Annotated in this window: 23 protein-coding genes; 16 read left to right on the top strand and 7 right to left on the bottom strand. The window is 64.1% G+C overall.

Annotated features, from left to right (window positions below; all coding sequences use genetic code 11):
- The first annotated feature begins 180 nt into the window (after nt 1-180).
- Nucleotides 181-852 (top strand): TetR/AcrR family transcriptional regulator, encoded by a 672-nt coding sequence (locus tag ACVWY6_RS18905; protein WP_023956806.1) that lies wholly within the window; start codon nt 181-183, stop codon nt 850-852.
- 53 nt (nt 853-905) lie between these two features.
- Here the strand turns inward: ACVWY6_RS18905 and ACVWY6_RS18900 are convergent, their stop codons facing one another.
- Together ACVWY6_RS18900 and ACVWY6_RS18895 are read right to left on the bottom strand one after the other, a co-directional pair.
- Complete coding sequence (locus tag ACVWY6_RS18900; protein ID WP_030168446.1) at nt 906-2,846, bottom strand: oxidoreductase; 1,941 nt, start codon at nt 2,844-2,846, stop codon at nt 906-908.
- Nucleotides 2,847-2,881: 35 nt separating this feature from the next.
- A complete protein-coding gene (locus ACVWY6_RS18895) occupies nt 2,882-4,456 on the bottom strand; it encodes an MFS transporter (RefSeq protein WP_457540129.1) in 1,575 nt (524 codons plus the stop codon).
- A gap of 123 nt (nt 4,457-4,579) precedes the next feature.
- On the opposite strand from ACVWY6_RS18895, the gene ACVWY6_RS18890 reads away from it, so the two are divergent.
- Complete coding sequence (locus tag ACVWY6_RS18890; RefSeq protein WP_457540127.1) at nt 4,580-5,617, top strand: NADP-dependent oxidoreductase; 1,038 nt, start codon at nt 4,580-4,582, stop codon at nt 5,615-5,617.
- A gap of 18 nt (nt 5,618-5,635) precedes the next feature.
- Here the strand turns inward: ACVWY6_RS18890 and ACVWY6_RS18885 are convergent, their stop codons facing one another.
- Both ACVWY6_RS18885 and ACVWY6_RS18880 read right to left on the bottom strand, forming a co-directional pair.
- Nucleotides 5,636-5,962 (bottom strand): hypothetical protein, encoded by a 327-nt coding sequence (locus ACVWY6_RS18885; RefSeq protein WP_457540224.1) that lies wholly within the window; start codon nt 5,960-5,962, stop codon nt 5,636-5,638.
- Nucleotides 5,963-6,006: 44 nt separating this feature from the next.
- A complete protein-coding gene (locus tag ACVWY6_RS18880) occupies nt 6,007-6,390 on the bottom strand; it encodes a nuclear transport factor 2 family protein (RefSeq protein ID WP_457540125.1) in 384 nt (127 codons plus the stop codon).
- A 92-nt stretch (nt 6,391-6,482) separates the two neighbouring features.
- On the opposite strand from ACVWY6_RS18880, the gene ACVWY6_RS18875 reads away from it, so the two are divergent.
- The 14 genes from ACVWY6_RS18875 to ACVWY6_RS18810 all read left to right on the top strand — a co-directional run bounded on the left by ACVWY6_RS18875 (nt 6,483) and on the right by ACVWY6_RS18810 (nt 19,721).
- A complete protein-coding gene (locus ACVWY6_RS18875; RefSeq protein ID WP_457540124.1) occupies nt 6,483-7,628 on the top strand; it encodes an acyl-CoA dehydrogenase family protein in 1,146 nt (381 codons plus the stop codon).
- 116 nt (nt 7,629-7,744) lie between these two features.
- Entirely contained in the window at nt 7,745-8,533 is a 789-nt protein-coding gene (locus ACVWY6_RS18870) for an enoyl-CoA hydratase/isomerase family protein (protein ID WP_023956818.1), read from the top strand.
- 38 nt (nt 8,534-8,571) lie between these two features.
- The gene (locus tag ACVWY6_RS18865; protein ID WP_457540122.1) at nt 8,572-8,949 is read left to right on the top strand and encodes a Zn-ribbon domain-containing OB-fold protein; all 378 of its coding nucleotides are present in this window, start codon (nt 8,572-8,574) and stop codon (nt 8,947-8,949) included.
- On the top strand, nt 8,946-10,097 hold the full coding sequence (locus tag ACVWY6_RS18860; RefSeq protein WP_457540120.1) for a thiolase family protein: 1,152 nt from the start codon (nt 8,946-8,948) through the stop codon (nt 10,095-10,097). The genes ACVWY6_RS18865 and ACVWY6_RS18860 overlap by 4 nt, the downstream gene beginning before the upstream one ends.
- Nucleotides 10,094-11,302 carry an acyl-CoA dehydrogenase family protein gene (locus ACVWY6_RS18855; protein ID WP_457540118.1) on the top strand — a complete coding sequence of 403 codons (1,209 nt, stop codon included), beginning with the start codon at nt 10,094-10,096 and terminating at the stop codon, nt 11,300-11,302. Before ACVWY6_RS18860 ends, ACVWY6_RS18855 begins: the two co-directional genes overlap by 4 nt.
- Complete coding sequence (locus ACVWY6_RS18850) at nt 11,299-12,258, top strand: phosphotransferase family protein (protein ID WP_457540116.1); 960 nt, start codon at nt 11,299-11,301, stop codon at nt 12,256-12,258. The genes ACVWY6_RS18855 and ACVWY6_RS18850 overlap by 4 nt, the downstream gene beginning before the upstream one ends.
- A gap of 24 nt (nt 12,259-12,282) precedes the next feature.
- Complete coding sequence (locus ACVWY6_RS18845; RefSeq protein ID WP_023956828.1) at nt 12,283-13,485, top strand: acyl-CoA dehydrogenase family protein; 1,203 nt, start codon at nt 12,283-12,285, stop codon at nt 13,483-13,485.
- Nucleotides 13,482-14,240, top strand: a complete 759-nt coding sequence (locus ACVWY6_RS18840) for an SDR family NAD(P)-dependent oxidoreductase (RefSeq protein WP_457540113.1) — start codon at nt 13,482-13,484, stop codon at nt 14,238-14,240. The genes ACVWY6_RS18845 and ACVWY6_RS18840 overlap by 4 nt, the downstream gene beginning before the upstream one ends.
- 14 nt (nt 14,241-14,254) lie before the next feature.
- The gene (locus tag ACVWY6_RS18835; protein WP_457540111.1) at nt 14,255-15,043 is read left to right on the top strand and encodes an SDR family NAD(P)-dependent oxidoreductase; all 789 of its coding nucleotides are present in this window, start codon (nt 14,255-14,257) and stop codon (nt 15,041-15,043) included.
- The gene (locus ACVWY6_RS18830; protein WP_457540109.1) at nt 15,043-16,128 is read left to right on the top strand and encodes an NAD(P)-dependent alcohol dehydrogenase; all 1,086 of its coding nucleotides are present in this window, start codon (nt 15,043-15,045) and stop codon (nt 16,126-16,128) included. Before ACVWY6_RS18835 ends, ACVWY6_RS18830 begins: the two co-directional genes overlap by 1 nt.
- 17 nt (nt 16,129-16,145) lie before the next feature.
- On the top strand, nt 16,146-17,639 hold the full coding sequence (locus ACVWY6_RS18825) for a class I adenylate-forming enzyme family protein (RefSeq protein WP_457540222.1): 1,494 nt from the start codon (nt 16,146-16,148) through the stop codon (nt 17,637-17,639).
- A gap of 41 nt (nt 17,640-17,680) precedes the next feature.
- Nucleotides 17,681-18,304, top strand: coding sequence for a TetR/AcrR family transcriptional regulator (locus ACVWY6_RS18820; RefSeq protein ID WP_023956838.1), 624 nt, complete (start codon nt 17,681-17,683; stop codon nt 18,302-18,304).
- Between the two features lie 68 nt (nt 18,305-18,372).
- A complete protein-coding gene (locus ACVWY6_RS18815) occupies nt 18,373-18,705 on the top strand; it encodes an EthD domain-containing protein (RefSeq protein ID WP_030168380.1) in 333 nt (110 codons plus the stop codon).
- Nucleotides 18,706-18,773: 68 nt separating this feature from the next.
- Nucleotides 18,774-19,721 carry an MBL fold metallo-hydrolase gene (locus ACVWY6_RS18810; protein ID WP_457540221.1) on the top strand — a complete coding sequence of 316 codons (948 nt, stop codon included), beginning with the start codon at nt 18,774-18,776 and terminating at the stop codon, nt 19,719-19,721.
- 53 nt (nt 19,722-19,774) lie between these two features.
- Here the strand turns inward: ACVWY6_RS18810 and ACVWY6_RS18805 are convergent, their stop codons facing one another.
- Genes ACVWY6_RS18805 through ACVWY6_RS18795 form a run of 3 tightly spaced genes read right to left on the bottom strand, consistent with a single transcriptional unit; the run spans nt 19,775 to nt 23,454 of the window.
- On the bottom strand, nt 19,775-20,539 hold the full coding sequence (locus ACVWY6_RS18805; protein ID WP_457540107.1) for an SDR family NAD(P)-dependent oxidoreductase: 765 nt from the start codon (nt 20,537-20,539) through the stop codon (nt 19,775-19,777).
- Nucleotides 20,540-20,563: 24 nt separating this feature from the next.
- On the bottom strand, nt 20,564-22,291 hold the full coding sequence (locus ACVWY6_RS18800; protein WP_400723705.1) for an ABC transporter permease: 1,728 nt from the start codon (nt 22,289-22,291) through the stop codon (nt 20,564-20,566).
- Nucleotides 22,291-23,454, bottom strand: a complete 1,164-nt coding sequence (locus ACVWY6_RS18795) for an ABC transporter ATP-binding protein (protein WP_033335162.1) — start codon at nt 23,452-23,454, stop codon at nt 22,291-22,293. Before ACVWY6_RS18795 ends, ACVWY6_RS18800 begins: the two co-directional genes overlap by 1 nt.

Here is a 23,454-nt window from a genome sequence, read left to right as displayed (position 1 = left end):
GAAAGAGCCCGGATCGCCGCACGTAGCTCGTCATGCTCTTCGCCGAGCTTGAACAGATCAAAATCGGGGTTGCCGGCCATCAGAACACTCCTCGTGATCACTGTGCGCGCGAACCTCGGGCGCCTTCTACGGTACTTAGTACCATAACTGTGGTACCAAGTACCAGTGGTAGGAAAGGGCATGCCCGCAGCGATATCGACCCGCCAACGCCTTGCACGGGCGGCCTTTGCACTGTTCGAAGAGCACGGGTACGACGCGACCAGCGTCGACGACATCGCCGCACGCGCGAAAGTTGGCCGGACAACGCTGTTCCGCCACTTCGGGTCCAAAGAAGCCATCGTGTTCCCCGACCACGACTCACTGCTGCAGAGCGCCCACAGCCACCTCGCCGGAACCGACCCCGAGACGATGCCGTCCGCGGTCATCGACGTTGCGCGTTCGGTCTTCGACAGCTACCTCACCGAAGGCGAACTGGCGCAGGCGCGCTACCGCCTCACCCGAACTGTTCCGGCGTTGCGCGACTACGAGGTCGCCACCGTCTCCAAATATGTCCGACTGTTCAACCGGCACCTGCAACCGACAACAAACGACTCCACCGCACAGCTGCGCCATGAGATCTTTGCGCACGCAGTTGTCGCCGCCCACAACCACGTACTGCGCCGCTGGCTACGAGGCGACATCACCGACGCGCACCAAGAGTTCACCGACGCAATGGCCACTGCCCGAACAGTTCTTCAGAACGCTACCGACACAACCACATCCGCCGTTGTGATCCTGTCCACCAACCAGCCACTAGACTCCATAGTCCCCCGTCTACGCAACGCGATCGGTGATCTGGGGTCGCCTCTCTGACAGCCCGTTCGAGTAGCTGCCCAGGCGAACGCGCAGACGTGGGTAACCCGGCCTCAGGCTCCTATTTCGGCACCCAGGCGGTAGCCTTCGGCGATGGCATGACTCAGACGGCGAGGCGTGACCGAGTCACCGATGATGCTGACCGACGGTCCGGCCTCGAGTCCCAGCGTCGACATCGGTACCCGCGGTTGATGCCACACCGTGAGGACGTCGTCGAACTCGATGTCGGCGCCTCCGAAGACCGGTCGCAGGCGCAACGCCCCCGACGCCTTGTCAGGAACCAACAGGGTGTGCCCCACCTTGAACTCGGTCCCCGACGTCCCGAGACGGCGCAGTAATGGTCCCGCGCTCTCGGCCGGCACGCGTGACGCCAGTCCGGTCAGCGGGGTCGCAAAGGTGACGTGCCATCCCTGCCGCACGAGCGCCTCCGCTGCACTGTAGGCGGGCCAGAAGCCATCCCCCTCGTCGAACACCACCGCTCGGCGACTCGTCACATCGGGAAGTCGCCCTAACAGCACGTCGTCCACTGTCGCCGCTGGTCGCCCGTGCAGACCGACTGGCAGGTCTGCGGGCCGGGATCCAGTGGCCACGACGATGTGGTCTGCCACCTCGAGGATGTCTTCCACATCGTCGACTTCGATACCGGCAGAGAGATTCACATCAACCTTCAGCCGGCGGAGCTCTCGCTGGAGGTAGTCGATGACATCCCCAAGAGCTGCCCGGTGGGGCGCTGCCGCGGCGACGCGGACGGCACCTCCCAGAACCGTGCGCTGCTCGAAGACGGTGACGTGATGACCGCGACCGGCGGCGACACGCGCCAGCTCGAGTCCACCAGGGCCCCCGCCGATCACGTAGACCTCTTTCGGCTTCTGTACCTTCACGCCGATCTGCGGGTGGCGACCGCGACCGATCTCTGCGTTGACCGCGCAGTGGAGGTGGGGATCGAACGCCCTGCAGTCTTGGTTGATCCCCAGGCATCCCCGGATCTCGTCCAGCCTGCCGCTCTCCGACTTGATCGGTAGATCGGGGTCGGCGATGAGTGCACGTGCCATCCCCACCATGTCGACGTGGCCGGACTTGATGGCGTGATCTGCGGTGGCCGCGTCCCGAATACGTTGTCCGACAAGGGTCGCAACACCGGTCGCCGCGCGCACCCTCGATGCAGACGGAATGGCCACCGCGTCCTCGTTTGTCGAGTCCTTCACATACTTCCCGCGGGTGCCATGAGTGATGCTGAAGTAGTCGATCCCGAGGTCGGTCAGGTCCTCTGCGATGCGCACGCAATCATCGATGTTCATCCCGCCGGGTATTTCTTCTTCACCGCTGAGACGAACGCCGACAACAAAACCCGTTGGGACCACCGAGCGCATTGCCTCGATCACCAGCCTGGAGAAGCGCATTCGATTCGCGAAAGAGCCACCGAAACTGTCGGTGCGTTTGTTGGTCAGTGGCGACATGAACTGAGCCGGCAGGTACCCGTGCGCCGCATGCAGTTCGACTCCGTCAGCGCCCGCCTTCACCACGTTCTGCGTGGAGATCCGCCAGCCTTCGATTATGTCGTCGATCTCGGCAACCGTGAGCTCGTGGGGCGGGTAGGCGTCGCGAGCGGTCTTGATCGATGAAGGCGCCGACGGTGGCGCGTCTGATTCTCCGCCGATGAACTCCCGACCGAGGTGACACAGTTGAACCACGAAGCGGGCGCCGTGCCGATGGATCACCTTCGCCTTCGCCGCCGTGGCAGGCACATAGTCGTCGATGTATGCCTCGATCAGCTTGCGCGAACGCAGGGTGGTCGTGGAATGCACCACGGTGGCCCCGCCGACGATCAGACCGACACCGCCTGCTGCCAACCGCTCGAAATGCTCGGTGTCGCCGTGAGTGGGGACACCCCGCTCGGCCATGCTCGTTCCGGCCGGCAGCGCCACCAGCCGGTTCTTCACGGTCATTTCGCCGAGCTCAATCGGGGAGAACAGATGAGGGAACTCAGGTGACATCGGACCTCTTCTTTCAATCAAATTGGCTGACATGCTCATTCGGGTGCAACGAGTACTCGCGTCACCGGTTCGGACCGCAGCGTTGCCTCTACACGCCGCCGTAAGCGCTGCTCCGGCACGGTCAGTCGTACCGTCTCCTGGGAGACGTAGTCGGCCCAGTGGTTGAACGTGCAGTACTCGACGTACGTGTCGGAGAGGTCGGCCGCTTGCATGATCCTGCATCTCAGCGCTCCTAGCCGCAGCCGTGAGCGCCGCACTTCGTCGAAGTCCTGCAGGAAGGCCGAAACTCTGTTTGCCGTAACGAAGTAGGTGGTTTCGATCGTCACCGGCCGGTCGCCGTAACCGTCGGTCGGTGGATCGGACCACGTCACGTCAGCCGGATCCGGGGCGATGGCTTCACTGGGGAAGATCCCGTTCCGCAGGACGCCGACCGCGGCCACGACCATGAGCACCGTTGCGGTGGAAACGGCCGGGACCAGACCGACGGCATCGGCGAGCACACCCCAGATGATCGCTCCGACAGCCTGACTGCCCTGGAACATCAGCATGATGAACGCGATGATGCGCGCCTTGATCCAGGGCGGGACCACACGGTGGGCCGCGATCATCCAAGTGCTCTGGACACCCACCCAGGAGGCGCCGACGACCACCATCAGCACCAGCATCACGTCGAGGCGGGTCACAAACGCCATACCTGCGAGAACGACCGCGTAAGCGCCCGAGCCCATTGCGACAAATCGGTTCCAACTCATCCGAGCCCGCAGGGGCATCAGCGCAACCGTGCCCGCCACAGCCCCGATACCGATGGCTCCGGACATCACCCCGAACTCGAACGTGCTGGTGTGGAGGCGATCATGTGCGACGAGCGGCAACAGCGCCCACAGGCAGCTGGCCGGCACTCCAAAGATGGTCAGCCGCAGGAGTAATCGCCGCGTCCACCGGGAGTGACGGATGAAGCGCAGGCCGCCAGACACTGCCTTGCCGATAGGGCTGGGTGCCGCACCGGCACCGGCCGCGGCCGGCACCTGCCAGGCCGCTATCAAGGCGCAGCCTGCGAACAGGACACCAACCGAAGCGAATGCCCACGTGGAGCCGAGACCGGCGAGGATCGCTCCACCGATCAGCGGGCCGATCGCCCGCGCCCCGTTGAACACGGCGCCGTCGATCGCGGGAACGACCGTCATCATGTCTCGACTGACGACGTGCGGTAGCAGCGCCTGCCAGACGATGGCGACGATCGCCAACCCCGTCCCGGCAACGAAGACACTGCCCATCAGCACGCCGACGCCGACATCGCCGAGTACATCGAGGACGACCAGGGCAGCGGAAGCGATGAGCAGCACCACGGAGGTCGACACGAGGAGCCGACGATGGCTCGTGTACTCGGCTATTGCCCCGATCGGCAGCGCGAAGAGGAAGAACGGGATGCTGATCGCGAACTGAACGGCCGAGACCGTGGTCGCGGACTCCCCTGCTTCGGCGAGGATCCATTGGGCCGCGAGTACAAGGATCCATACCCCGACGCTGGCACCGAGCTCCACGAGCAGCAGCAGGCGCAGGCGCCGAACGCGAAGAGGTGCGAAGAACCCCATCTGCGTCGCACCGGTCATTGTTCGCCTCCTCACTGAAACTGAACTTAGTTCAGCAAACGTGACCGCGGGTAAGAATTGCAAGATATCCTGAACTGAAGTCATGTCATTTGGCCGTTAGTAGCCGGAACAGGAGACCCCTCGATGCCGTCGCACAACCGCCTGCTGTGCCTGAGATCCAGACCAGAAGGACCTCTACAGACCGGTGACCTGGTGATCACCGACGCACCACTGCCCGATTTGGCCGCCGGCGAGGTCCTGATTCGCAACACTTGGCTCTCGATCGACCCGTCGATCCGAATTAGGCTTGGATCGACGACCCCGAACGGATATCTCCCGCCCTTCGAACCCGGCGAACCCCTGGTCGGGCTGGCTCTGGGTGTGGTCGAAAGATCTGAGAACAGCGGCTTTGCGCCCGGGGACATCGTGTCGCACATGTACGGATACCGCGACTACGCAGTCATCGGCACCGACGGAAGCACCATCGGCGGCTACGGGGGTCTGACTTCTCTCGACCCTGAAGACCTACCACTGCAGTGGTTTCTAGGGCCGTTGGGCAGTTCGGGACTGACGGCGTACGCCGGACTCATCGCGGTCGCCGACCTACAGCCGGGCGACACGGTGTGGGTGTCGGCCGCGGCGGGAGCCGTCGGCAGCATTGCGGCGCAACTCGCCAAACAGCGTGGCGCGGTGGTGATCGGTTCTGCCGGCAGCAGTGAGAAGGCGGACTACTTGGAACGAATACTCGGGCTCGACGCCGCGTTCGACTATCACGCGCGTCCGATCACCGAACTCGTAGAGCGAGCTGCGCCCGGAGGGATCGACGTCTACTTCGACAGTGTCGGATCCGATCACCTCGCCGCAGCACTCGACAACATGCGTCCCGGGGGCCGGGTCGCCATGTGTGGCGCATTGGCCGACTACGACAACACCACGCCGTCGCCCGGACCATCGAACCTCTTCCAACTCGTCTCGAAAGGTATTCGGATCGAGGGATTTCGTGCGGGCTCGTTCAATCACCTCGCGGCCGACATGCGATCAGAGATCGCCGGCTACCTCCGCGATGGCCGAATGAAGTACAGCGAATTGGTTTTTCATGGCCTCGAGGAAGCGCCATCGGCGCTCATCGCAATGCTGCGCGGCGACAACACCGGCAAGACCTTGTGTCGGCTCGGTGAGTGAACGGCGCGAGGGCCGCGCTCAGCCGAATGCAACCTCTGGAGTTCGCGCGATGAGCAACCGGCGGACCTTGCCGGCCGCATCGAGCTGAGCGGTTGCGTTGAACGACGCCTCGAAATCGCCGTTGCGGGTGGTGCGTCCCAGAACGAGTTCGACATCAGAAACCACAGCGCCGCTGTCGATGTGATGCACCAGCGTGCTCTTTTCACGCTGGTCGAGATACGCGATGAGTCCGTCGCGATCTCCGACGAACTCCGCAGACTGACCGCCGCCCTTGGAGAACTGCACCGACATCATGAAGTCGTCGGTGATCATCGTCAGCACGCGGTCGGGGTCATCGGAGTCCATGTACTCGAACCAGCGAGCCAGCACGGGTGTCGGGATCAACGCGCTCACGAGGATGCTCCTTCAGCAGCGGCAACGTCGGACAGCAGCCCGAACTCGGGGTCGAACGACACCTGGTAGCGGTCTATGCCGCCGTTTGCGTCGACATGCATCACGCCGACGAAGTAGCCGGTTGTGGTGGTGTCGTTTTCCGTCACCGCGCCGTGCGCGAAGAGCACATCTTCGTCTGCGGCCACGCGAAGCAGCTTGTGTTTGCGGTTGACCTTCGGCCGGTTTCGCAGATAGTCGAGCATGGCCTCACGCCCGGAGCCGCGATTTGTCCCCGAAGGCAACACCATGGCGAACCGAACGTCTTCGGACAGCAGCGACACCGCTTCCTCGAGCGCCCCGCTGTCCACCGCGGCGTAGTAGTCCTCGATCAAAATGCTCATGAAATGAACTTAGTTCAGTAAAACCCTTCTTGTCGAGACCTTCCCGGGTTACTCTCAGGTCACCAAACTGAACTCAACTCGACTGGACCGACATGACTTACCAACCCTCGTCGACCGCCGCAGATCCCTGGCCCCGCTCGGAACCGCCGGCTCTGACGCCCGGCGCAGAACAGCGGGGACTGCGTTCGGCCGTGCGCGGCCTGTTGACCAAACACAGCGATGTCGCTTCGACCCGCGATATCGCCGAGACCGAGCCCGGCTTCTCCCGGGACCTGTGGGGACGACTGGTGGACGAGATGTCGGTCGCAGCCCTTGCCGTACCGGAGTCGAACGGCGGATTAGGCTATGGGACTGTCGAATTGGGCATCATTCTCGAAGAATGTGGCCGCGCCCTCATATGCGAGCCGGTGTTGTCATCGGCCATCGTGGGAACCCAGGCACTGTTGCTCGGCGCCGCAGACGGCGCCGTTGCCCCACTTCTTGCCCAAGCCGTGGACGACGGACTCGTCGTCGCCGTGAGCACGCTTGATCCCGTGCACGACGGGGTGCGTGCCGAGAAGACCGACGGCCAGTGGTCGCTGGTGGGCCGCGCAACGCATGTGGTCGCCGGCAATGCGGCGGACGTGGTCGTCGTGTCGGCCGAAGCCCCTGACGGGCGTCAAATCTTCGCCGCCGGCGCCGAGACCACGTCTCGGATCGACCGTAAGGTCATCGACCCCACCCGGCGGCAGACCGACATCGTCTTCGAAGGCGTCTCGGCCCTTCCGCTGATCGGTACCGCGGACGTCGAGACCTTCCGCACCCGGATCGCTGACCTCACAACACTTGCACTGGCTTGCGAGAACACCGGGATGACCGATCGGTTGCTCGAATTGACCCTCGACCACGTTGCGACGCGAGAACAGTTCGGTCGCCCGATCGGCTCCTTCCAGGCCATCAAACACCGACTAGCAGACCTGCTCATGACGCTGGAAAGCGCCAGATCGGCCTCGCGCTACGCCGCGGCGGTGTACGCCGACGATCCGGACGATGCACGGTTGGCCGTCGCAGTAGCCGGTGCGGTGTGTACCGACGCTGCCATCGAGGCCGCGAGCGAGGCCATCCAGCTCCACGGCGGCGTCGGTTTCACGTGGGAGCATCCCGTCCACTCCTACTTCCGGCGAGCGCTGGGAAACGAGGCGCTGCAAGGTGATTCGCGCTCACATCGCGCGCGCATAGCGGAGTTGATCGGCATCTGATCGTCGACAGGCCCGCTCAATCGGGTTTCCGTGGCCAAGGCTATTGACGCTGTCGCGTCTAGCGAGTAAAACTGAAGTGAATCCAGTTCAATTTGAAGTCAAACGAAAGGTACAAGATGGTTGACACCGACCACATCCTGTTGGAGAAAGACGGAGACGTCGCCCGTGTGTGGCTGAACCGACCGCACAAGAAGAACGCGGTGACTCCTGAGCTGCTGTACCGGCTCGACGAGATCATCGCCGAGGTCGACGCCGATCCGAACCTGAAGGTCCTCGTTCTTCGCGGGGTGAACAACACCTTCTGCTCGGGATTCGACCTGGACATCCTGCTGTCCGACTACGTCGGCAGCACCAACGCGATGGACGTCGCGGTCCTCTCGGCCAAGGTCTGCGACCGCCTGTACTCGATGAACACCCCGTCGGTCGCAGTGCTCGAGGGCTACGTCACCGCGGGCGGCTTCGAACTCATGATCTCGTGCGACTTCGCGATCTCCGCGGACGATGCCAAGATCGGCGACTTCCACATCCGACGCGCACTGTTCGGTGGCGCCGGCCCGATCTACCGTCTGCCCCGCATGATCGGCATCCGCAAGACCAAGGAACTGATGCTCACGGGCAAGCTCCTCTCGGGCATCGAGGCGGCCGACTTCGACCTCATCAACGCCTCGGCCCCGGCTGACAAACTCGACCAGACGGTCGAAGAGTTCATCGCCCAGCTCACCGACAAGAGCCCCTTCATGATGAAGCTCACGAAGATGACCATCGACCGCGGCCTCGACGCAGACATCCAGTCCCTCATGGTCATGGAGCACCTCGCGGTAGGCAACGCGCTGCAGTCCGAAGACGGCCGGGAAGGTGTCACCGCATTCCTCGAAAAGCGTGAGCCGAAGTGGGTCGGCCGCTGATCGGCTGACAATCACCACCACTTCGGAGAGGACAGAAAATGGGCGAGACACCAAGCGCGGTGCTCGACGGAAGCAAGTGCAGCGTCTGTGGGACAGTCGCTTTCCCTGTCAACGACATGTGCAGCAGATGTGCCACGCGAACCACGACCGCGGTGGAGCTGAGCACGCACGGCACCGTCTGGGCGTACACAATTCAGCGCTTCCCGCCCAAATCTCCACCGTATATCCCACCCGCTGAGGGCTTTTCGCCCTTCGCGGTGGGATATGTGGAACTCCCTGAGGGAATCAAGATTCAAGCAATCCTCGATTGTGACGACTTCACGGAACTGGACCGAGCACCGGTGAGCCTGGTTTCCATCTCACCGGTGCCCCGGTTTGCCGTCGGCACCACACCACCGTCTGGAGCTCGCCGGTGACGCAGACTGTTTCGATCATCGGCGCCGGGCTGTCACAGTTCGGTCGGCAGCCGGGCATCACTGGCCGCCAGATGGCGGTCACCGCGATCGGTAACGCCCTGGACGACGCCGGGCTCACGTGGCCCGATGTCCAGGTGGCCTTCGGTGGCAGCGACGGGTCGGGCCTGGCCGATACGCTCGTCGCGGAGTTGGGCTTCACCGGCATCCCGTTCACCAACGTGAAGAACGGTTGCGCCACCGGCGGTAGCGCACTGTTCTCGGCGGTCAACGCGGTCCGCGCCGGGGCTGCGGACATCGCTCTCGCCGTGGGATTCGACAAACATCCGCGCGGTGCCTTCGACCCCAAGCCGGCCGAATGGGGCCTGCCAGACGGATACGGCGAGGCCGGTCTCATGGTGACAACACAATTCTTCGGGTCGAAGATTCTTCGATACATGCACCAGCACAACATTTCCCGCGACACCCTGGCCCGGGTGGCCGCAAAGGCTTACCGTAACGGCGCTCTCAATCCGAACGCCTGGCGACGCGAAGCAATGAGCGTGGAAGCGATCGCGACGGCAGACATGGTCAACGATCCCCTCACCCGCTACATGTTCTGTTCGCCCGGCGAGGGCGGCGCTGCGGTGATCGTCGCCAGCGATGCGGCCGTGCGCAGGTTGGGCGGTCGTCCCGTTCAGCTCCGCGCGATCTCTCACCGCACCAGACGTTTTGGCTCCTTCGAGGTCTTCAGCCCGGCAGTCCAGGGTAACGGTGAACCCACCAGCGTCAGCGCCGACGCCGCGCACGCCGCCTTCGAGCAAGCCGGTATCGGGCCGTCCGACATCGACGTCGCGCAGCTGCAAGACACCGAGAGCGGCGCGGAGATCATGCACATGGCCGAGTGCGGCTTCTGCGAACCGGGTGAGCAAGAGAGTTTGATCGCCGCTGGTGCAACCGAGATCCAAGGCCGCATACCGGTCAACACCGATGGCGGGTGCATCGCCAACGGTGAGCCCATCGGTGCATCAGGGCTTCGGCAGGTCCACGAGATCGTCACCCAGCTACGCAGGGAAGCCGGCGCGCGCCAAGTATTCGGTACTCCGAAGGCCGGCTTCACCCATGTCTACGGTGCGCCCGGGATCAGCGCATGCACGGTGTTGACGGTATGAGCGCGCAGCAGACTTTCCCTGACCTCGGTCAGTTCACCGAGCAGGCCAAGGCATGGCTGCACAGCGTCGCCGCACCTCGCACCGAGGCCCCTTGGGGCGTGGGTGATGATTCGGTCGCGGTCTTCGAAAGCTGGACCGCGGCCGAGGAAAAGGCCCACACCGAGCAGATCTCACAGTACGAACGGGCCAAGTTCGACGCCGGCTGGGGCGCGCTGTCGTCCCCGACCGAATATGGCGGCCACAACCTACCCCTCTCGTACACGCTGGCGTTTCGCCGCATCGAAGAGGGCTTCGACGTCCCCAAACGCACTGAGATGTTCTCGGTGACACAGCAACTCGTGGCTCCCACCATCGCTCAGTGGGGAACGCCTCATCAGCGAGACCAGTACGTCCGAGCGATGCTGCGCACCGATCTGATCGCCTGTCAGCTGTTCTCCGAGACCGAGGCCGGCTCAGATCTCGCCGCCGTCCGAACCCGCGCCGTCGAATCGGACGGCACCTGGACCATCGACGGCCACAAGGTCTGGACTTCTGGCGCGACAGTCGCCGACATCGGGGTCGCAGTGTGCCGAACCGATCCAGACGTCCCGAAACACCACGGCCTCACGGTCTTTCTCATCCCGATGAACTCCCCCGGTGTCACCGTGCGCCCGATCCGCCAGATGACAGGTGGCACCTCGTTCAACGAGGTCTACCTCGAAGGGGTGCAACTCGACGACACCCACCGGCTCGGCCCGGTGGGCAAAGGCTGGCAGGTGGCGCTCACCGTCTTGGCCGCCGAGCGCCTCGACGGCGGAAACCTCGGACTCGCCAACGCCGACCAGGCCGTCGAGTTGGCCCGCAACCTGGGCCGCCCGCTCAGTGACCTGGAAAAGGACCGAGTCGCCGATCTCGTGACCCGCAGCTACGTGCAGCGGATCAGCAACATGAGGGTCGCGGGGGCCGTGGTCGCAGGTGAGGATCCAGGGCCCGAGGCGTCGCTGGGCAAATTGCTGGCCACCGACACCATGGCCCGTACCTCCGAGGTCGTCCGTCTGCTGCTCGGCCGCGACCTGACGTCCGACTCCGGAGTCTGGGGCACGTACGCGTGGTCCGAGCACGTTCTCGGTGCTCCCGGATACAGGATCGCCGGCGGCACAGACGAAATCCAGCACAACATCATCGCCGAGCGTGTACTCGGCCTACCCCGGGAGCCACGCCCATGAACGCGCCGTCCCTTCGAGATCGCGTCGCCGAGAAACTCTTGACCGACTGCGGTCTGGTCATGACGGGGTTCGAGACCTTGCCCGGCGGCCATTCTGGACTGACGTACCGGGTGTCGACCGATGGTGGCGACGTCGTGATCAAGGCAGTTCCGGAAGGCCAGCGCTCGATCGGCCGACACGACATGTTGCGACAGGCCACCATCCTGCAGGCGCTGGTGGACACAGACGTCCCGGTTCCGCGCGTCGTGGCCGTGGACCGCACCGAACCGGCATGGTTTGCCATGGAGTTCGTTGCGGGTGAGTCGCTCGAGCCGGTGCTCGACGATCCCGAGGTCGAGCCGGCACTTGCGGCGAGCCGGATGCGACGGGCCGCCGAGATCCTGCCGCGGCTGCACCACATCGACTTCACCGTGATCGCAGGCATCAACGAGCCTTTGACCCCCGCCGCCGAACTCGAGCGGTGGGCGCGCACCCTGGCCGCAGTGCCGCCCGAACTGGTGGTCGGCGGGGACACGCTCCTGGAGCTGCTGAAGAGCGGCGTACCCGAACCGATCAAACCCGCACTGGTACACGGTGACTACCGACTGGGCAACATCCTGTCGCGGGGAACCGAACCGGTGGCACTGATCGATTGGGAGATCTGGAGTGCGGGCGACCCCCGAGTGGAACTGGGTTGGTTCTTTGTCTTCGCCGACGGGAGCAACTTTCCAGGTGTCGGCCGTGAGGTCTCCGGACTTCCCTCGACCGACGAGCTCATCGAGCTCTACACCGATGGCGGCCGACCGCTGCCCGAACTCACATGGTTCGACGCCCTCGGGCGCCTCAAGATGGCGGCCATCATGGGACACAATCTGCGGCGGCACCGTGAGGGTCGGCATCACGACCCCGATCAGGAGAAGCTGCCGGCCACCATCAACCGCCTGATCGACACCGGCACCGCACTACTCGTTAGCTGACCTTCAACCCACAGGAGTTTCACCGTGGATTTCTCCTATTCGCCTCGCACCGAGGAACTGCTCGTCACGCTGGAGAGCTTCATGGACCAGTACGTGTACCCCGCCGAAAAGGTGTACGACGCGCAGATTGCCGCCAATGACAACCCTCACGAGCAACCGCAGGTCATGCGGGATCTGCAGGCGAAGGCGCGTGAACTGGGCTTGTGGAATCTGTTCATGACACACGACGGCCTCGGCGCCGGTCTCACGAATCTCGAGTACGCCCCCCTGGCAGAGGTCGTCGGCCGCTCGATCATCGGTAACGAGGCGATCAATTGTTCGGCGCCCGATACCGGGAACATGGAGATCCTCGCCATGTTCGGTACCGACGCGCAGAAGGAGCAGTGGCTCAAACCCCTGCTGGACTGCAGCATTCGATCAGCTTTTGCGATGACCGAGCCCGATGTCGCCAGCTCCGATGCCACGAACATCACGTCGACCATCCTGCGTGATGGTGATGAGTACGTGCTCAACGGCCGGAAGTGGTACACGTCCGGTGTCCTCGATCCGGATTGCAAACTGATCATCTTCATGGGCAAGTCCGATCCCGTCGGGCCGACGTATCGGCAGCAGAGCATGATCCTGGTCCCCGCCGATGCCCCCGGCGTCGAGGTGCTGCGTGACCTCCCGATGTTCGGATTCAAAGACCGTCTGGGACACGGCGAAGTTCAGTTCACCGACGTCCGGGTGCCTGCGGCGAACATGCTCGGAGGCGAGGGCGACGGGTTCGCCATCGCGCAGGGACGCCTTGGGCCGGGCCGGATGCACTACGCCATGCGCGCGATCGGTATGGCCGAGCGTGCCCTCGAGATGATGTGCCGCCGGTCGCTGCAGCGCGTCGCTTTCGGCGGACCGCTGTCGAACCAGGGAGTCGTTCGCGAGTGGATAGCCCGCAGCCGCATCGAGATCGATCAGATCCGGCTCCTGGTTCTCAAGTCGTCCTGGCTGATGGACACCAAGGGAAACGCCTCGGCACGCTCAGAAGTGGCTGCCATCAAGGTCGCAGCCATGGAGGTCGCCCACAACGTGGTCAACCGCGCCGTGCAGACCTACGGCGCCGCCGGGGTGAGCGACGATACGATCCTCGCCCGGTTGCATGCCATCACACGTGCCCTGCAGATCGCTGACGGCCCCAACGAGGTGCACCTGCGCACCATCGCCCGCCTCGAGGTGAAGAAATACAAATGAGCACACCATATTTGGACGGCAAGATCGCTTTGGTGACCGGAGCCAGCCGCGGCCTCGGACTGGCCATCGCCCGCGGCCTACGCGACGCGGGAGCCACGGTCATCGTCTCGAGCCGCAAACTCGAGGCATGTGAGGCCGCCGTCGCGAGCCTCGGTGACTCGGGACCCGGAAGCGCCCACCCGTTCGCGCTCCACGTCGGACAGTGGGACTCGATCGAACCCGCCGTGGACCAGATCATCGCCGAGTACGGCAGTCTCGACATCGTCGTGAACAACGCCGGCATCGCCCCACTCGCCGAGAATCTCGTGTCGGTGACGGAGTCGCTGTGGGACAAGACGATCGAGGTCAACCTCAAGGGACCGTTCCGGCTCATGGCTGTGGCAGGGGCGAGGATGGTCGACAACGGAGGCGGCTCGATCATCAACATCTCCAGCATCGGCGCTGTGCGTCCGAGCCCTCCGGAGGCCATGTATGCGGCCGCCAAGAACGGACTCAACGCTCTCACGATGGCGTTCGCACAAGAGTACGGCCCGACAGTGCGGGTCAACTGCATCATGCCCGGCGGATTCGCCACCGATATGGCGGAGAATTGGGACGATGAGTTCATCGGCAAGATCATCGACCGGCTCCCGGCGGGGCGCCTCGGCAATCCTCATGAGATCGCCGGCCTCGTGACGCATCTCGCGGGTGACGCTGCGGGCTACACCACCGGCGCCGTGATCCCGGTCGACGGCGGCCGGACCGCGGTCTACTGAAACGACGGGAAACAATGACAGCAAACACTTTTTCCCCCGCTGCGACACCCGGTGAACTGTTCGACCTCAGCGGCCGCACGGCAATTGTGACCGGCGCTTCGTCGGGCCTCGGGCTGGGATTCGCCCGCACCCTGGCGGCCGCGGGCGCGACCGTGTACGCCGCCGCGCGGCGGCTCGATCGACTCGAAGAGCTGGCCGCGGCGGACCATCGCATCGTCCCGGTTCGGTGCGATGTCACGGTCGACGCCGAGCGGCGGGCCCTGGTCGACCGAGCGCATCGCGACTCAGGGCGCCTTCACATCCTGGTCAACAACGCAGGACGGCCCGGACCGCCGAACGCGGAGGACGAAACCGTCGACGGATTCAACTCGATCCTCGAACTCAATCTGGTCGCAGGATTCCATCTGTCCACCTACGCCGCCACGCAGATGGCCGACGGGGACCACGCTTCGTTCATCAACATCTCCTCGGTCATCGGCCTGGTGTCCACCGCACCGATCGGAGGAGCCAGTTACGCGGCCTCCAAAGCCGGGACCCTCGGTCTGACAAGGGAACTCGCCGGCCAGTGGGGCCGTCGAGGCATTCGGGTCAACGCCGTGGTCCCTGGCTGGTTCGACACCGAGATGACAGACGGACTCTTCGAGAACGAGAAGTCGGCCGGCTGGGTTCGCCGCAACACGATGCTCGGGCGCGGCGGAACCGACGGAGAGATCGATGGCGCCGTACTCTTCCTCGCGTCGGACGCCTCGTCCTACATGACCGGTCAGGCCCTGGTCGTCGACGGCGGATGGACCGCTCGCTGATGTTGGCGGTTCAACTCACCCGATGGGGCGCTCCCCCGCAATTGCGCAGCATCCCTGAGCCGCAACCCACAGGCACGGAGTTGCTCCTCGAGGTCGGCGCTGTCGGCCTGTGTCGTTCTGATCTGCACGTCATGGATGCCGGTGAAGGGCGCTTCGATTACCCCCTGCCGCTGACACTCGGACACGAGGTCGCCGGCACGGTGGTCGAGGCCGGGCCGGCAACCGACCCAGCGTGGATAGGCAAATCCGTTGTCGTCCAGGGTATCTGGTCCTGCCGGAGTTGCCGCAATTGCCTGCGCGGGCGGGAGAACTACTGCCTGCGGCTGGCACCACACGCCAACGGCAGGCTCGCGCCGATCGGAAACGGGCTCGGCCGGCCGGGCGGACTCGCCGAGCTGATGCTCGTACCATCGGCCGACGTGTTGGTGCCGATCGGTTCACTCGACCACGCCGAGGCCGCGCCACTCGCCGATGCGGGACTCACCGCGTACCACGCGATCCGCACGAACTCCGACCTCATCGACGAGAACACCGTCGCCGTGGTGATCGGTATCGGTGGGCTCGGGCATCTCGCACTCCAGATCCTCCGCGAGATGGGCGTCAGCCAGATCGTCGCCGTGGACACCCGGGCCAGTTCACTGGCTCTGGCACAGACGTTGGGAGCGCTCACCGCTCATCTCACCGTCGCTGACGCCGCCGAAGCCGTCACCGGACTCGGAGGCGCCGACCTGATCTTCGATTTCGCCGGGGCACCGACCACGGTCGAACCGGCCGCGCGCTTGTTGGCACCCGGCGGCCGGGTTGTCATGGTGGGCAGCGGAGGAGGCAGGCTCACGGTCGGCAAAGACGTCGGCCTGGTCAACGGATGGGAGGCGAGTGCTCCCTTCTGGGGCACCAGGACCGACCTGGCAGCCGTGGTCGACCTCGCCGCCCGAGGTCGCCTCCACGCCGAGACCGAGACCTACCCTTTGAGCGAGGCCCCCGACGTGTACCGATTGCTGCGTGCCGGCTCGATTGCTGGACGCGCGGTGATCATCCCGTCCGCTCCCCGACACCGAAGCCTCGAGAAAGAGACAGCGCAGTGAAGCTACTCGCACAGGAAATGCTCGCCAGGGCCGCGTCCATCCCGGACGCGATCGCTGTCGTCGACGATCTCGGCAGCCACAGCGTTTCCGAGGTCGTTGCGGCCGCGCAGGAATTGGCCGACCAGATCGCTGCCGTCGACACGAGCCCTCCGACTGCTCTCATCCAGGCCGACAACACCTGGCACACCGTGGCGGCCGCGTTGGCGGTGGGTATGCGTGGTGGTGTGGTCGCGGTGTTCAGCCCACACGCCGCCGAATCCGAATTCGAGCTCGCGATCGAAGACATCGACCCCGATCTGGTTGTGGCCGAGGAGAAATCGCTGACCCACTGGGCCGTCTCGGACACAGACTTCCCTGTACTGGGCAACGCATTCGGCTCGCATCGGATCCGATCTCGACAGGCGTTCAGAGACACCGATCGATGGCGCGGCGGTGCTGCAATCGCCATGACATCAGGGTCGACGGGGCGCCCGAAGTGCGTTGTGCAGTCCGAGGAAGCGATCCGCTACGCCTGCCAGAGCACAATCGATGTGGTCGGGCTCGAGGCCGGAGAACCGATCGGCGCGTTCGTGCCGCTGTCGTCGGTGGCCGCCTACTGCTTCGGGATGTACCTTCCGGCCTACCTCGGCGGGACCATGGTCTCGGTCGGCAAGTGGTCGCCCGCTGTCGCGCTGGAGGTGATGGCCCGCGAACGGGTCGCATGGACGATGCTCGTGCCGACGATGGCTCTGCAGCTGTCCGTGGTCGAGAGCGCCGCGGGTGCACTGTCCTCGATGCGCGCGATGACGGTAGGCGGCGGGCCGATGAACGAGCGAGCTTTGCTGCAGGCGGAAACACACCTGGGTACCACCTTTCTGCGGGTGTTCGGAATGTCGGAGTGCCTCGGGCACACCACCCCTGAACTCGACGACCCGCCGGCGATCCGCCTTGGCCGCGACGGCCGCCCCTTCCCCGGGACCATCGTGCGGGCAGTCGATGCGACCGGGGTTCCGGTGGCGCCAGGCGAGATCGGCGACGCCCAGGTCAAGGGACCTTCACTGTTCGTCGGCTACGCCCGCGGCGGCATCCCGACACCGCCCGAACTGACGGCAGACGGTTTTCTGCCCACCGGGGACCTCGTCGAGGTAGCCGAGGACGGTTCGATCCGGGTGATGGGCCGGCAGAAGCAGATCATCATCCGCGGGGGCCGCAACATCGACATCAACGAGCTCGAAGCGGCGATCGCGTCCATTCCGCAGGTGGTCCAGGTCTGCGTGGTGCCCGTTCCAGATGACCTGCTCGGCGAGAGGGCCGCAGCGCTGGTGGTCACCGGTGGCCCACAGTTGACCCTCGAGGAAGTCACCGACCAATTGGCCCGGTCCGACTTCCCCAAGTTCAAATGGCCTGAATACCTGTTCACGGTCGAGGATCTGCCGCAGAATCGGGTGGGCAAGCTGTCGCGGCCCGACGCGGTCGGACTGGCCTCCAAACTGGTCGCACAAGCCGACCCGAGTTCAAGTCAACTGCGGTAACGTGAACAAACACATTCCTGACAACGTCCCGGGGGTCCACGATGACGGTTGATGCCACTGTGCGACGCGAGAGCCCGCGGTCCAAACGCAGCCGCATCCTCGCGGTTGCGATCGACCAGTTCGGCAAGGTCGGTTACGAGCACACCAAGTGGGCGTCCATCGCCGACGTCGTCGGCATCGGGCAGACTGCGCTGTACCACTACTTCGAGTCGAAGGCGCATTGCCTGCTCACGATCATGCGCCTCGAGCTGGCTGATTCGGTCGAGCGTTTCGACGCGGCCACCGCGTCCGAATCCGACCCCGAGGCTGCGCTGAGGGCTGCGATCACGGCGGCATTGGAAGCTTCTCCGACCGACGCCTTACAGCGTCGAATCCTGCAGAATCACATGGACTTACTCGCGACGCCACGGCAGTCGGAGAAGGAAGAAGCCGAGCGGATCCGGTGCCGCGAACTCGTTCACGAGATCGAGGTGAAGTGGACTGCGCTGATCGCGTCGGGCATCAAGAGCGGGGCGTTCATCGATGAAGACCCTCGCATGCTCGGGCGACTCGTTCTGCCGCTGATCATCAGCGTGTGGCGCTGGTACCGACCCGAGGGCAAACTCACCCTCGAACAGATCAACACGACGGTCACCGATGCCGCACTGAGGATCGTGCGGCCCTGATACTCGCGCAAACCCGTAAGCTCTTGGGGCGGCCATCAAAAATGAACAGAATTCAGTTAGGAGCAATCGTGTACAACCTGATCGTCCTGGGGACGCGCCCAAGTGCCTGGACTCATGAACAGTTCATTGACTGGTGGCGCGGCGAGCATGCCGAACCAACTTACAAGTTGCCCGGACTGCTGCGTTGGCAACACACGGACCTGCAGGAGACCTTCGACGACAAGTCGGCAGGCTGGGATGGACTGTCGGTCCTGAGCTTTGAATCCCCCGAGGCACTCAAAGCCGCACTGGCAAGTCCGGAATGGAAAGCGGCTGTGGCGAACGTCGGCGACATGGGCGGCCGCCGGATGATCTGGTATGGCGAAGAGAAGACCCTGGTTCCCCTCGTCGCCACGTCGTGACCCCTGCGCCGTGGTCCGAGCCCGGCTGCTTCCCCGTGGCCGATGGCATCCATCGAATCCCACTGCAGATGCCCGGAGACGGCCTGCGGGCGATCAATGTCTATGCGCTGGAGACGAACAGTGGCCTTGCCCTCATCGACGGCGGTTGGCACCGCGAGGACACCTACGACGAACTGACGCGGGCGCTCTCGGCAATCGGGCGCGCCCCGGACGACATCCACGACATCTATGTGACGCACGTGCACCGTGATCACTACACGTTTGCCGTCGAACTGCGACGCAGGCACGGATGCCGAGTCCATCTGGGGAGCGGCGAAATGGTCGGCATCGAGGCAATCGCCCGACTCGGGACGAACGTCCCGGAGAGTTCACTCCGCGAACTGAATCGGGCAGGGGCACGTCGGATCGCCGAACGGGCGTACAACGACTCCGTCGATGAGCCATTCGCGGCCGCGGACTGGGAACCGCCCGACACCTGGCTGACCGACGGACCGCTGCTCCTGGCCGGCCACTCGTTGACTGCGGTTCACACTCCCGGACACACCAAGGGGCACATGGTGTTCCAAGATACGGATCGCGGCGTCAGCTACACCGGCGACCATGTGTTGCCGACGATTACCCCGTCCATCGGCTTCGAGCTCGGCGATTGGGATCTCCCCCTCGACAAGTACCTTCGGTCACTCGAGCTGATGCTCGAACACAATGACCACATCATGTTGCCGTCGCACGGGAACACCGGATCGGGTGTGCACGCGCGGGTGCATGAACTCCTCGCGCACCACGAGCGACGGTTCGCGGCCACCATCAACGCTGTCGATAGCCTGAGTACGCCAACGGGACTCGCTGTCGCACAGGCACTCACCTGGACTCGCCGCGAGCGGCCGTTCGACACCCTCGACAACTTCAACCAGATGGTCGCCACGTGCGAAACACTGGCACACCTCGATGTCCTCGCCGAGCGCGGCAGGCTGAACGTCGAACACCGAGAAGGAGTGGATGTCTTCACCGTGCGGTGACAGCACGCAATCCATCCACCCTGCTGCCGACCAGGTCTTCCTCACAGGCGCTGTCAGGCGGCGGTCCAGCCACCGTCGACATTCAGCTCGCTACCGGTGATGAACGTGGCGTCGTCGCCGGCCAGGAAGGCGACCGCTGCCGCGACCTCGGACGCCCGCCCGAGCCGGCCCATCGGTGTATTGGCGAGCATCGCGCGATGACGTTCAGTGCCCTCATACCGATCGAGCAACTGCTGGGTCTCGATGAACCCCGGATGGATCGAATTGACGCGCACACCTTTGGTCGCCCAGTGCAGGGCGGCGTTCTTCGTCATGGTCCTGACCGCTCCCTTGGCTGCGGCATAGGCAAAGCTGTTCCCCATCCCACCAACTGTGCCCAGGATCGAGCAGATGTTGACTATCGAGCCGCCACCGGACTGCTCGACCAATGCTCCCGCGTGCTTCATCCCGAGCCAGGTACCGGTCTGACTGACCTCGATGACCCTGTTGTACCGGTCCAGACTCTCATCGACAACAGATTCGAGGCTTCCGATGGCACCGTTGTTGACAACCGCATCGAGCCGCGAAAAGCGTTCAGACACTCGATCTACAGCGTAGATCCATTGCTGCTCGGACGCGATGTCGAGACCGAGCGCCTGATGGTTCTGTGGAGAATCCAGCCCTGCGACCAGCTTCTCGCAACCGTCGAGCGCAAGATCGGTCACCACCAGGGTCGCGCCCTCGGAGGCGAGTCGGCGCACGATCTCAACGCCGATCCCTCCGGTTGCGCCGGTGACCAACACGACCTTGCCCTGCAAACGCGTTCTGCCATCAGTCATTTACTCTTCGCCTTCTGTGTCGGCTCAGAGCTTGCTGAGCACGTTGCGGCCACCGATCAGCATGGCAATTGCCACACCACCGGTCGTCACCGCCGTCATGAGTAGCGCCATGGCCGCCACCAGCGGATAGGTGCCGTTCTGCCACATGTCGAACAAAAGCGTTCCCATCACCTGCGTCGTGGAAGCACGGACCAGCAGCGACGCAGCGAACTCGTGGGTGAGCAGGATGAACATCAACGCAACCGCACTGAGGATCGTAGGACGCATGAGCGGCAGCATGATTCGCATGTTCGTCACGAAGGGTGAGGCACCACTGGTTGCCGACGCTTCGGTGTAGGTGTTGCCCAGTGCCAGCATCGCTGTCATCTGCATGCGCGTCGCGAACGGAAGCATCAGCACGATGTACACCAGGATGATGACCGTCCGGGTGCCGTACAGGATGAACGGCGGCTCGGTGTAGGTCAGCAGGAATCCGACGCCGAAGATCACTGCCGGAATGCCCAGGGGCAGGGCGGTCATCAGGTCGCCGATCAGCGCCAGGATCTTGAATCGCCGGCCTCGGACCAAGAGGTTGGCCATCAGATAGCCGATGGGAACCACGATCACGACCGCACCGAGCGACGTGACAACGCTGGTGATGACGGACTCGACGATGGCATCGGTACGCAGCAGCTCTCGGAAATTGTCGAGGGTGAACAGGCTCCAGGACAGCGATCCGGACCAGTAGGGGGTCAGCGAGACGATGATCAGCCCTACGAGCGGGATCACCAGCGCGAACAGAGCAAACAGCGAGATGGTGACCGTTGCCCATGTTCCCTTTCCCGTGGGCGGCGCGAAGGCTTTGCCGCCGTGGGTGACGAAGCGGGTCTGGTTGCCCAGCATCAACTTTTGGACCAGGACCAGAGCGATACCGAAGATGACCAGCGGTGAGCCGGCGGCCGCGGCTGCGGCAAAGTCCGACGGCGACTCCGACACACGTCGGTACATCTCCGTGGTGAGCACCTTGACTCCGCTGTTCTGGCCGAGCAGCAACGGCCCGGTGAACTGACCGAGCCCCAGCAGGAAAGCGATGCCGCCGCCGTAGATGAGAGACGGCCGGAGCAGTGGCAGTACCACCTTGAAGAACACACCGAATGTTGACGACCCGCTCACCTGGGCGGCCTCCAGATGCTCGGAGCTGATGTTCTGCATACCCGAGCTGACGAACAGATAGACAAACGAGGTCAGCCCGAATCCGGTGAGGATGATGATCCACGGCACGGTGTACACGTCGATCGGCCCGGTGTCGGACCCGCTCCACCAGGGCAACTTTCGCAGGAGAACGTTCAGGTATCCCGGTCCCGGAGAGAGCAGGAACGCCCAGCCGACGATGTTGGCGACGGCCGGCATGACGATGGGGAGAATCGGAATGATGCGCAGGAAGCCCAGTTTCGCCGGTAGCCTACTCGCAGCGAAGGCGAGCAGGGTTCCGAGCACCATCGCGATCACGAGGGATCCGAGTGCCAGTGCGATCGTCGTCCAGATCGTCTCGGCTATGTCGAAGCGACCGTAGGTGGTGCGGTAACCCTGGCCACCGTTCTCGAATGCCAAGAGTTGCAGCCGGATCATCGGCAGGAGCACCAGATATGCGAGTATCGCCAACAGTGCGCCGTACCAGATCCTTCCGCGCCACTGTGCGGGAATGACCGACCGTGATGACGGGCGTGGCCGCGGAGACGGCGGCGATTGGGGTTCGGCTGTGAGTGTGGCCATCAGACCGTCTCCTTGGCTCGGCTGGTCGCCAAGTCCGCTGCCGCCGCGCGATCTGCCTCGTCACCGGCGAACACCCGAAGGCTCGACGGTGAGAAGCTCACGACCATCGGCGCACCTGGCTTGCTGCGGCGAAGGGCGGCGCTGTGTTCGGAGGCATTGGCACGCAGCGTCAGCTCTTCGCTGCCGCTTTTGACGGTGACATCGAAGTGGCGGCCACCGTACTCATACGTCACCAATTCGGCGTGCAGCGCAACGTTTCCGGCGGGCACCTCGGCCATCGACTGGTGTAGGTGCAGATCGTCCGCCCGGAAGCGGGCGACTGCCGATGTCCCTTCGTCGGCAACGCCGCGGACCACGGAATGGCGCAGATCGATCGAGTCGCCTCCCGAGGTGATCCACCCGTCGTGGCCGCGTCGCAATTCCAGGCGGTTCCCCATTCCGATGAATGCCGCCACATATTCCGAAACCGGGTTCTCGAAGACGTGCTCCGGAGCATCGTACTGCTCGATCTTTCCGGACTTCATGATTGCGAGCCGGTCGCCGAGTGCAAACGCCTCGGCCTGATCGTGCGTGACGAAAACCGCGGTGAAGCCCAGGTTTTGGTGCAACTGGTGAATCTGCGAACGGACCTGGTCGCGCAACCTCGCATCGAGATTGCTCAGTGGCTCGTCGAAGAGGATGAGGTCGGGCTGAGAGACGAGGCCACGGGCAACTGCGACGCGCTGTTGCTGCCCGCCACTGAGCTGTGACGGGTACCGGTCGAGCAGTTGGCCGCAGTCGACCATGTCGGCCGCTGCCTCGACGGCGCCGTCGGCCATTGCCTGCTTCATCTTTCGCACCTTGAGCGGATACTGGATGTTCTTCCGCACCGTCATGTGCGGCCAGAGCGCGTAGGACTGAAAGACCATTCCGATGTTCCGCTTATGCGCGGGCACATTGAGATGTTCCTTGCCGTCGAACACGGTCCGGTCCTTGAATGCGATCGTGCCGTCCTGGGGGGTCTCGAGTCCAGCCAGACACCGCAGGGTCGTCGTCTTGCCACAGCCACTGGGACCGAGTAAGACCAGGAACTCGCCCTCCTCGATCGTCAGGTCGAGTTGGTCGACGACCGTGTTCGATCCGTAGGTCTTGGTCAGACCGGAAACTCTGAATTCTGAGGTCAT

The sequence above is a fragment of the Williamsia sp. R60 genome, from assembly GCF_054063855.1.
The sequence above is the reverse complement of the archived record's forward strand: the minus strand, read 5'-3'. Positions and strand labels throughout refer to the sequence as shown.

Bases quoted from the DNA above. Each gene is read 5' to 3' on its own strand.
- ACVWY6_RS18810 (WP_457540221.1), top strand. From the start codon at position 18,774: ATGCCCGGAGACGGCCTGCGGGCGATCAATGTCTATGCGCTGGAGACG.
- ACVWY6_RS18795 (WP_033335162.1), bottom strand. From the start codon at position 23,454: ATGACCTCAGAATTCAGAGTTTCCGGTCTGACCAAGACCTACGGATCG.
- ACVWY6_RS18805 (WP_457540107.1), bottom strand. From the start codon at position 20,539: ATGACTGATGGCAGAACGCGTTTGCAGGGCAAGGTCGTGTTGGTCACC.
- ACVWY6_RS18865 (WP_457540122.1), top strand. From the start codon at position 8,572: ATGGGCGAGACACCAAGCGCGGTGCTCGACGGAAGCAAGTGCAGCGTC.
- ACVWY6_RS18880 (WP_457540125.1), bottom strand. From the start codon at position 6,390: ATGAGCATTTTGATCGAGGACTACTACGCCGCGGTGGACAGCGGGGCG.
- ACVWY6_RS18840 (WP_457540113.1), top strand. From the start codon at position 13,482: ATGAGCACACCATATTTGGACGGCAAGATCGCTTTGGTGACCGGAGCC.
- ACVWY6_RS18895 (WP_457540129.1), bottom strand. From the start codon at position 4,456: ATGACCGGTGCGACGCAGATGGGGTTCTTCGCACCTCTTCGCGTTCGG.
- ACVWY6_RS18830 (WP_457540109.1), top strand. From the start codon at position 15,043: ATGTTGGCGGTTCAACTCACCCGATGGGGCGCTCCCCCGCAATTGCGC.
- ACVWY6_RS18850 (WP_457540116.1), top strand. From the start codon at position 11,299: ATGAACGCGCCGTCCCTTCGAGATCGCGTCGCCGAGAAACTCTTGACC.
- ACVWY6_RS18855 (WP_457540118.1), top strand. From the start codon at position 10,094: ATGAGCGCGCAGCAGACTTTCCCTGACCTCGGTCAGTTCACCGAGCAG.
- ACVWY6_RS18900 (WP_030168446.1), bottom strand. From the start codon at position 2,846: ATGTCACCTGAGTTCCCTCATCTGTTCTCCCCGATTGAGCTCGGCGAA.
- ACVWY6_RS18835 (WP_457540111.1), top strand. From the start codon at position 14,255: ATGACAGCAAACACTTTTTCCCCCGCTGCGACACCCGGTGAACTGTTC.
- ACVWY6_RS18890 (WP_457540127.1), top strand. From the start codon at position 4,580: ATGCCGTCGCACAACCGCCTGCTGTGCCTGAGATCCAGACCAGAAGGA.
- ACVWY6_RS18820 (WP_023956838.1), top strand. From the start codon at position 17,681: ATGACGGTTGATGCCACTGTGCGACGCGAGAGCCCGCGGTCCAAACGC.
- ACVWY6_RS18875 (WP_457540124.1), top strand. From the start codon at position 6,483: ATGACTTACCAACCCTCGTCGACCGCCGCAGATCCCTGGCCCCGCTCG.
- ACVWY6_RS18825 (WP_457540222.1), top strand. From the start codon at position 16,146: ATGCTCGCCAGGGCCGCGTCCATCCCGGACGCGATCGCTGTCGTCGAC.
- ACVWY6_RS18885 (WP_457540224.1), bottom strand. From the start codon at position 5,962: ATGGACTCCGATGACCCCGACCGCGTGCTGACGATGATCACCGACGAC.
- ACVWY6_RS18870 (WP_023956818.1), top strand. From the start codon at position 7,745: ATGGTTGACACCGACCACATCCTGTTGGAGAAAGACGGAGACGTCGCC.
- ACVWY6_RS18800 (WP_400723705.1), bottom strand. From the start codon at position 22,291: ATGGCCACACTCACAGCCGAACCCCAATCGCCGCCGTCTCCGCGGCCA.
- ACVWY6_RS18905 (WP_023956806.1), top strand. From the start codon at position 181: ATGCCCGCAGCGATATCGACCCGCCAACGCCTTGCACGGGCGGCCTTT.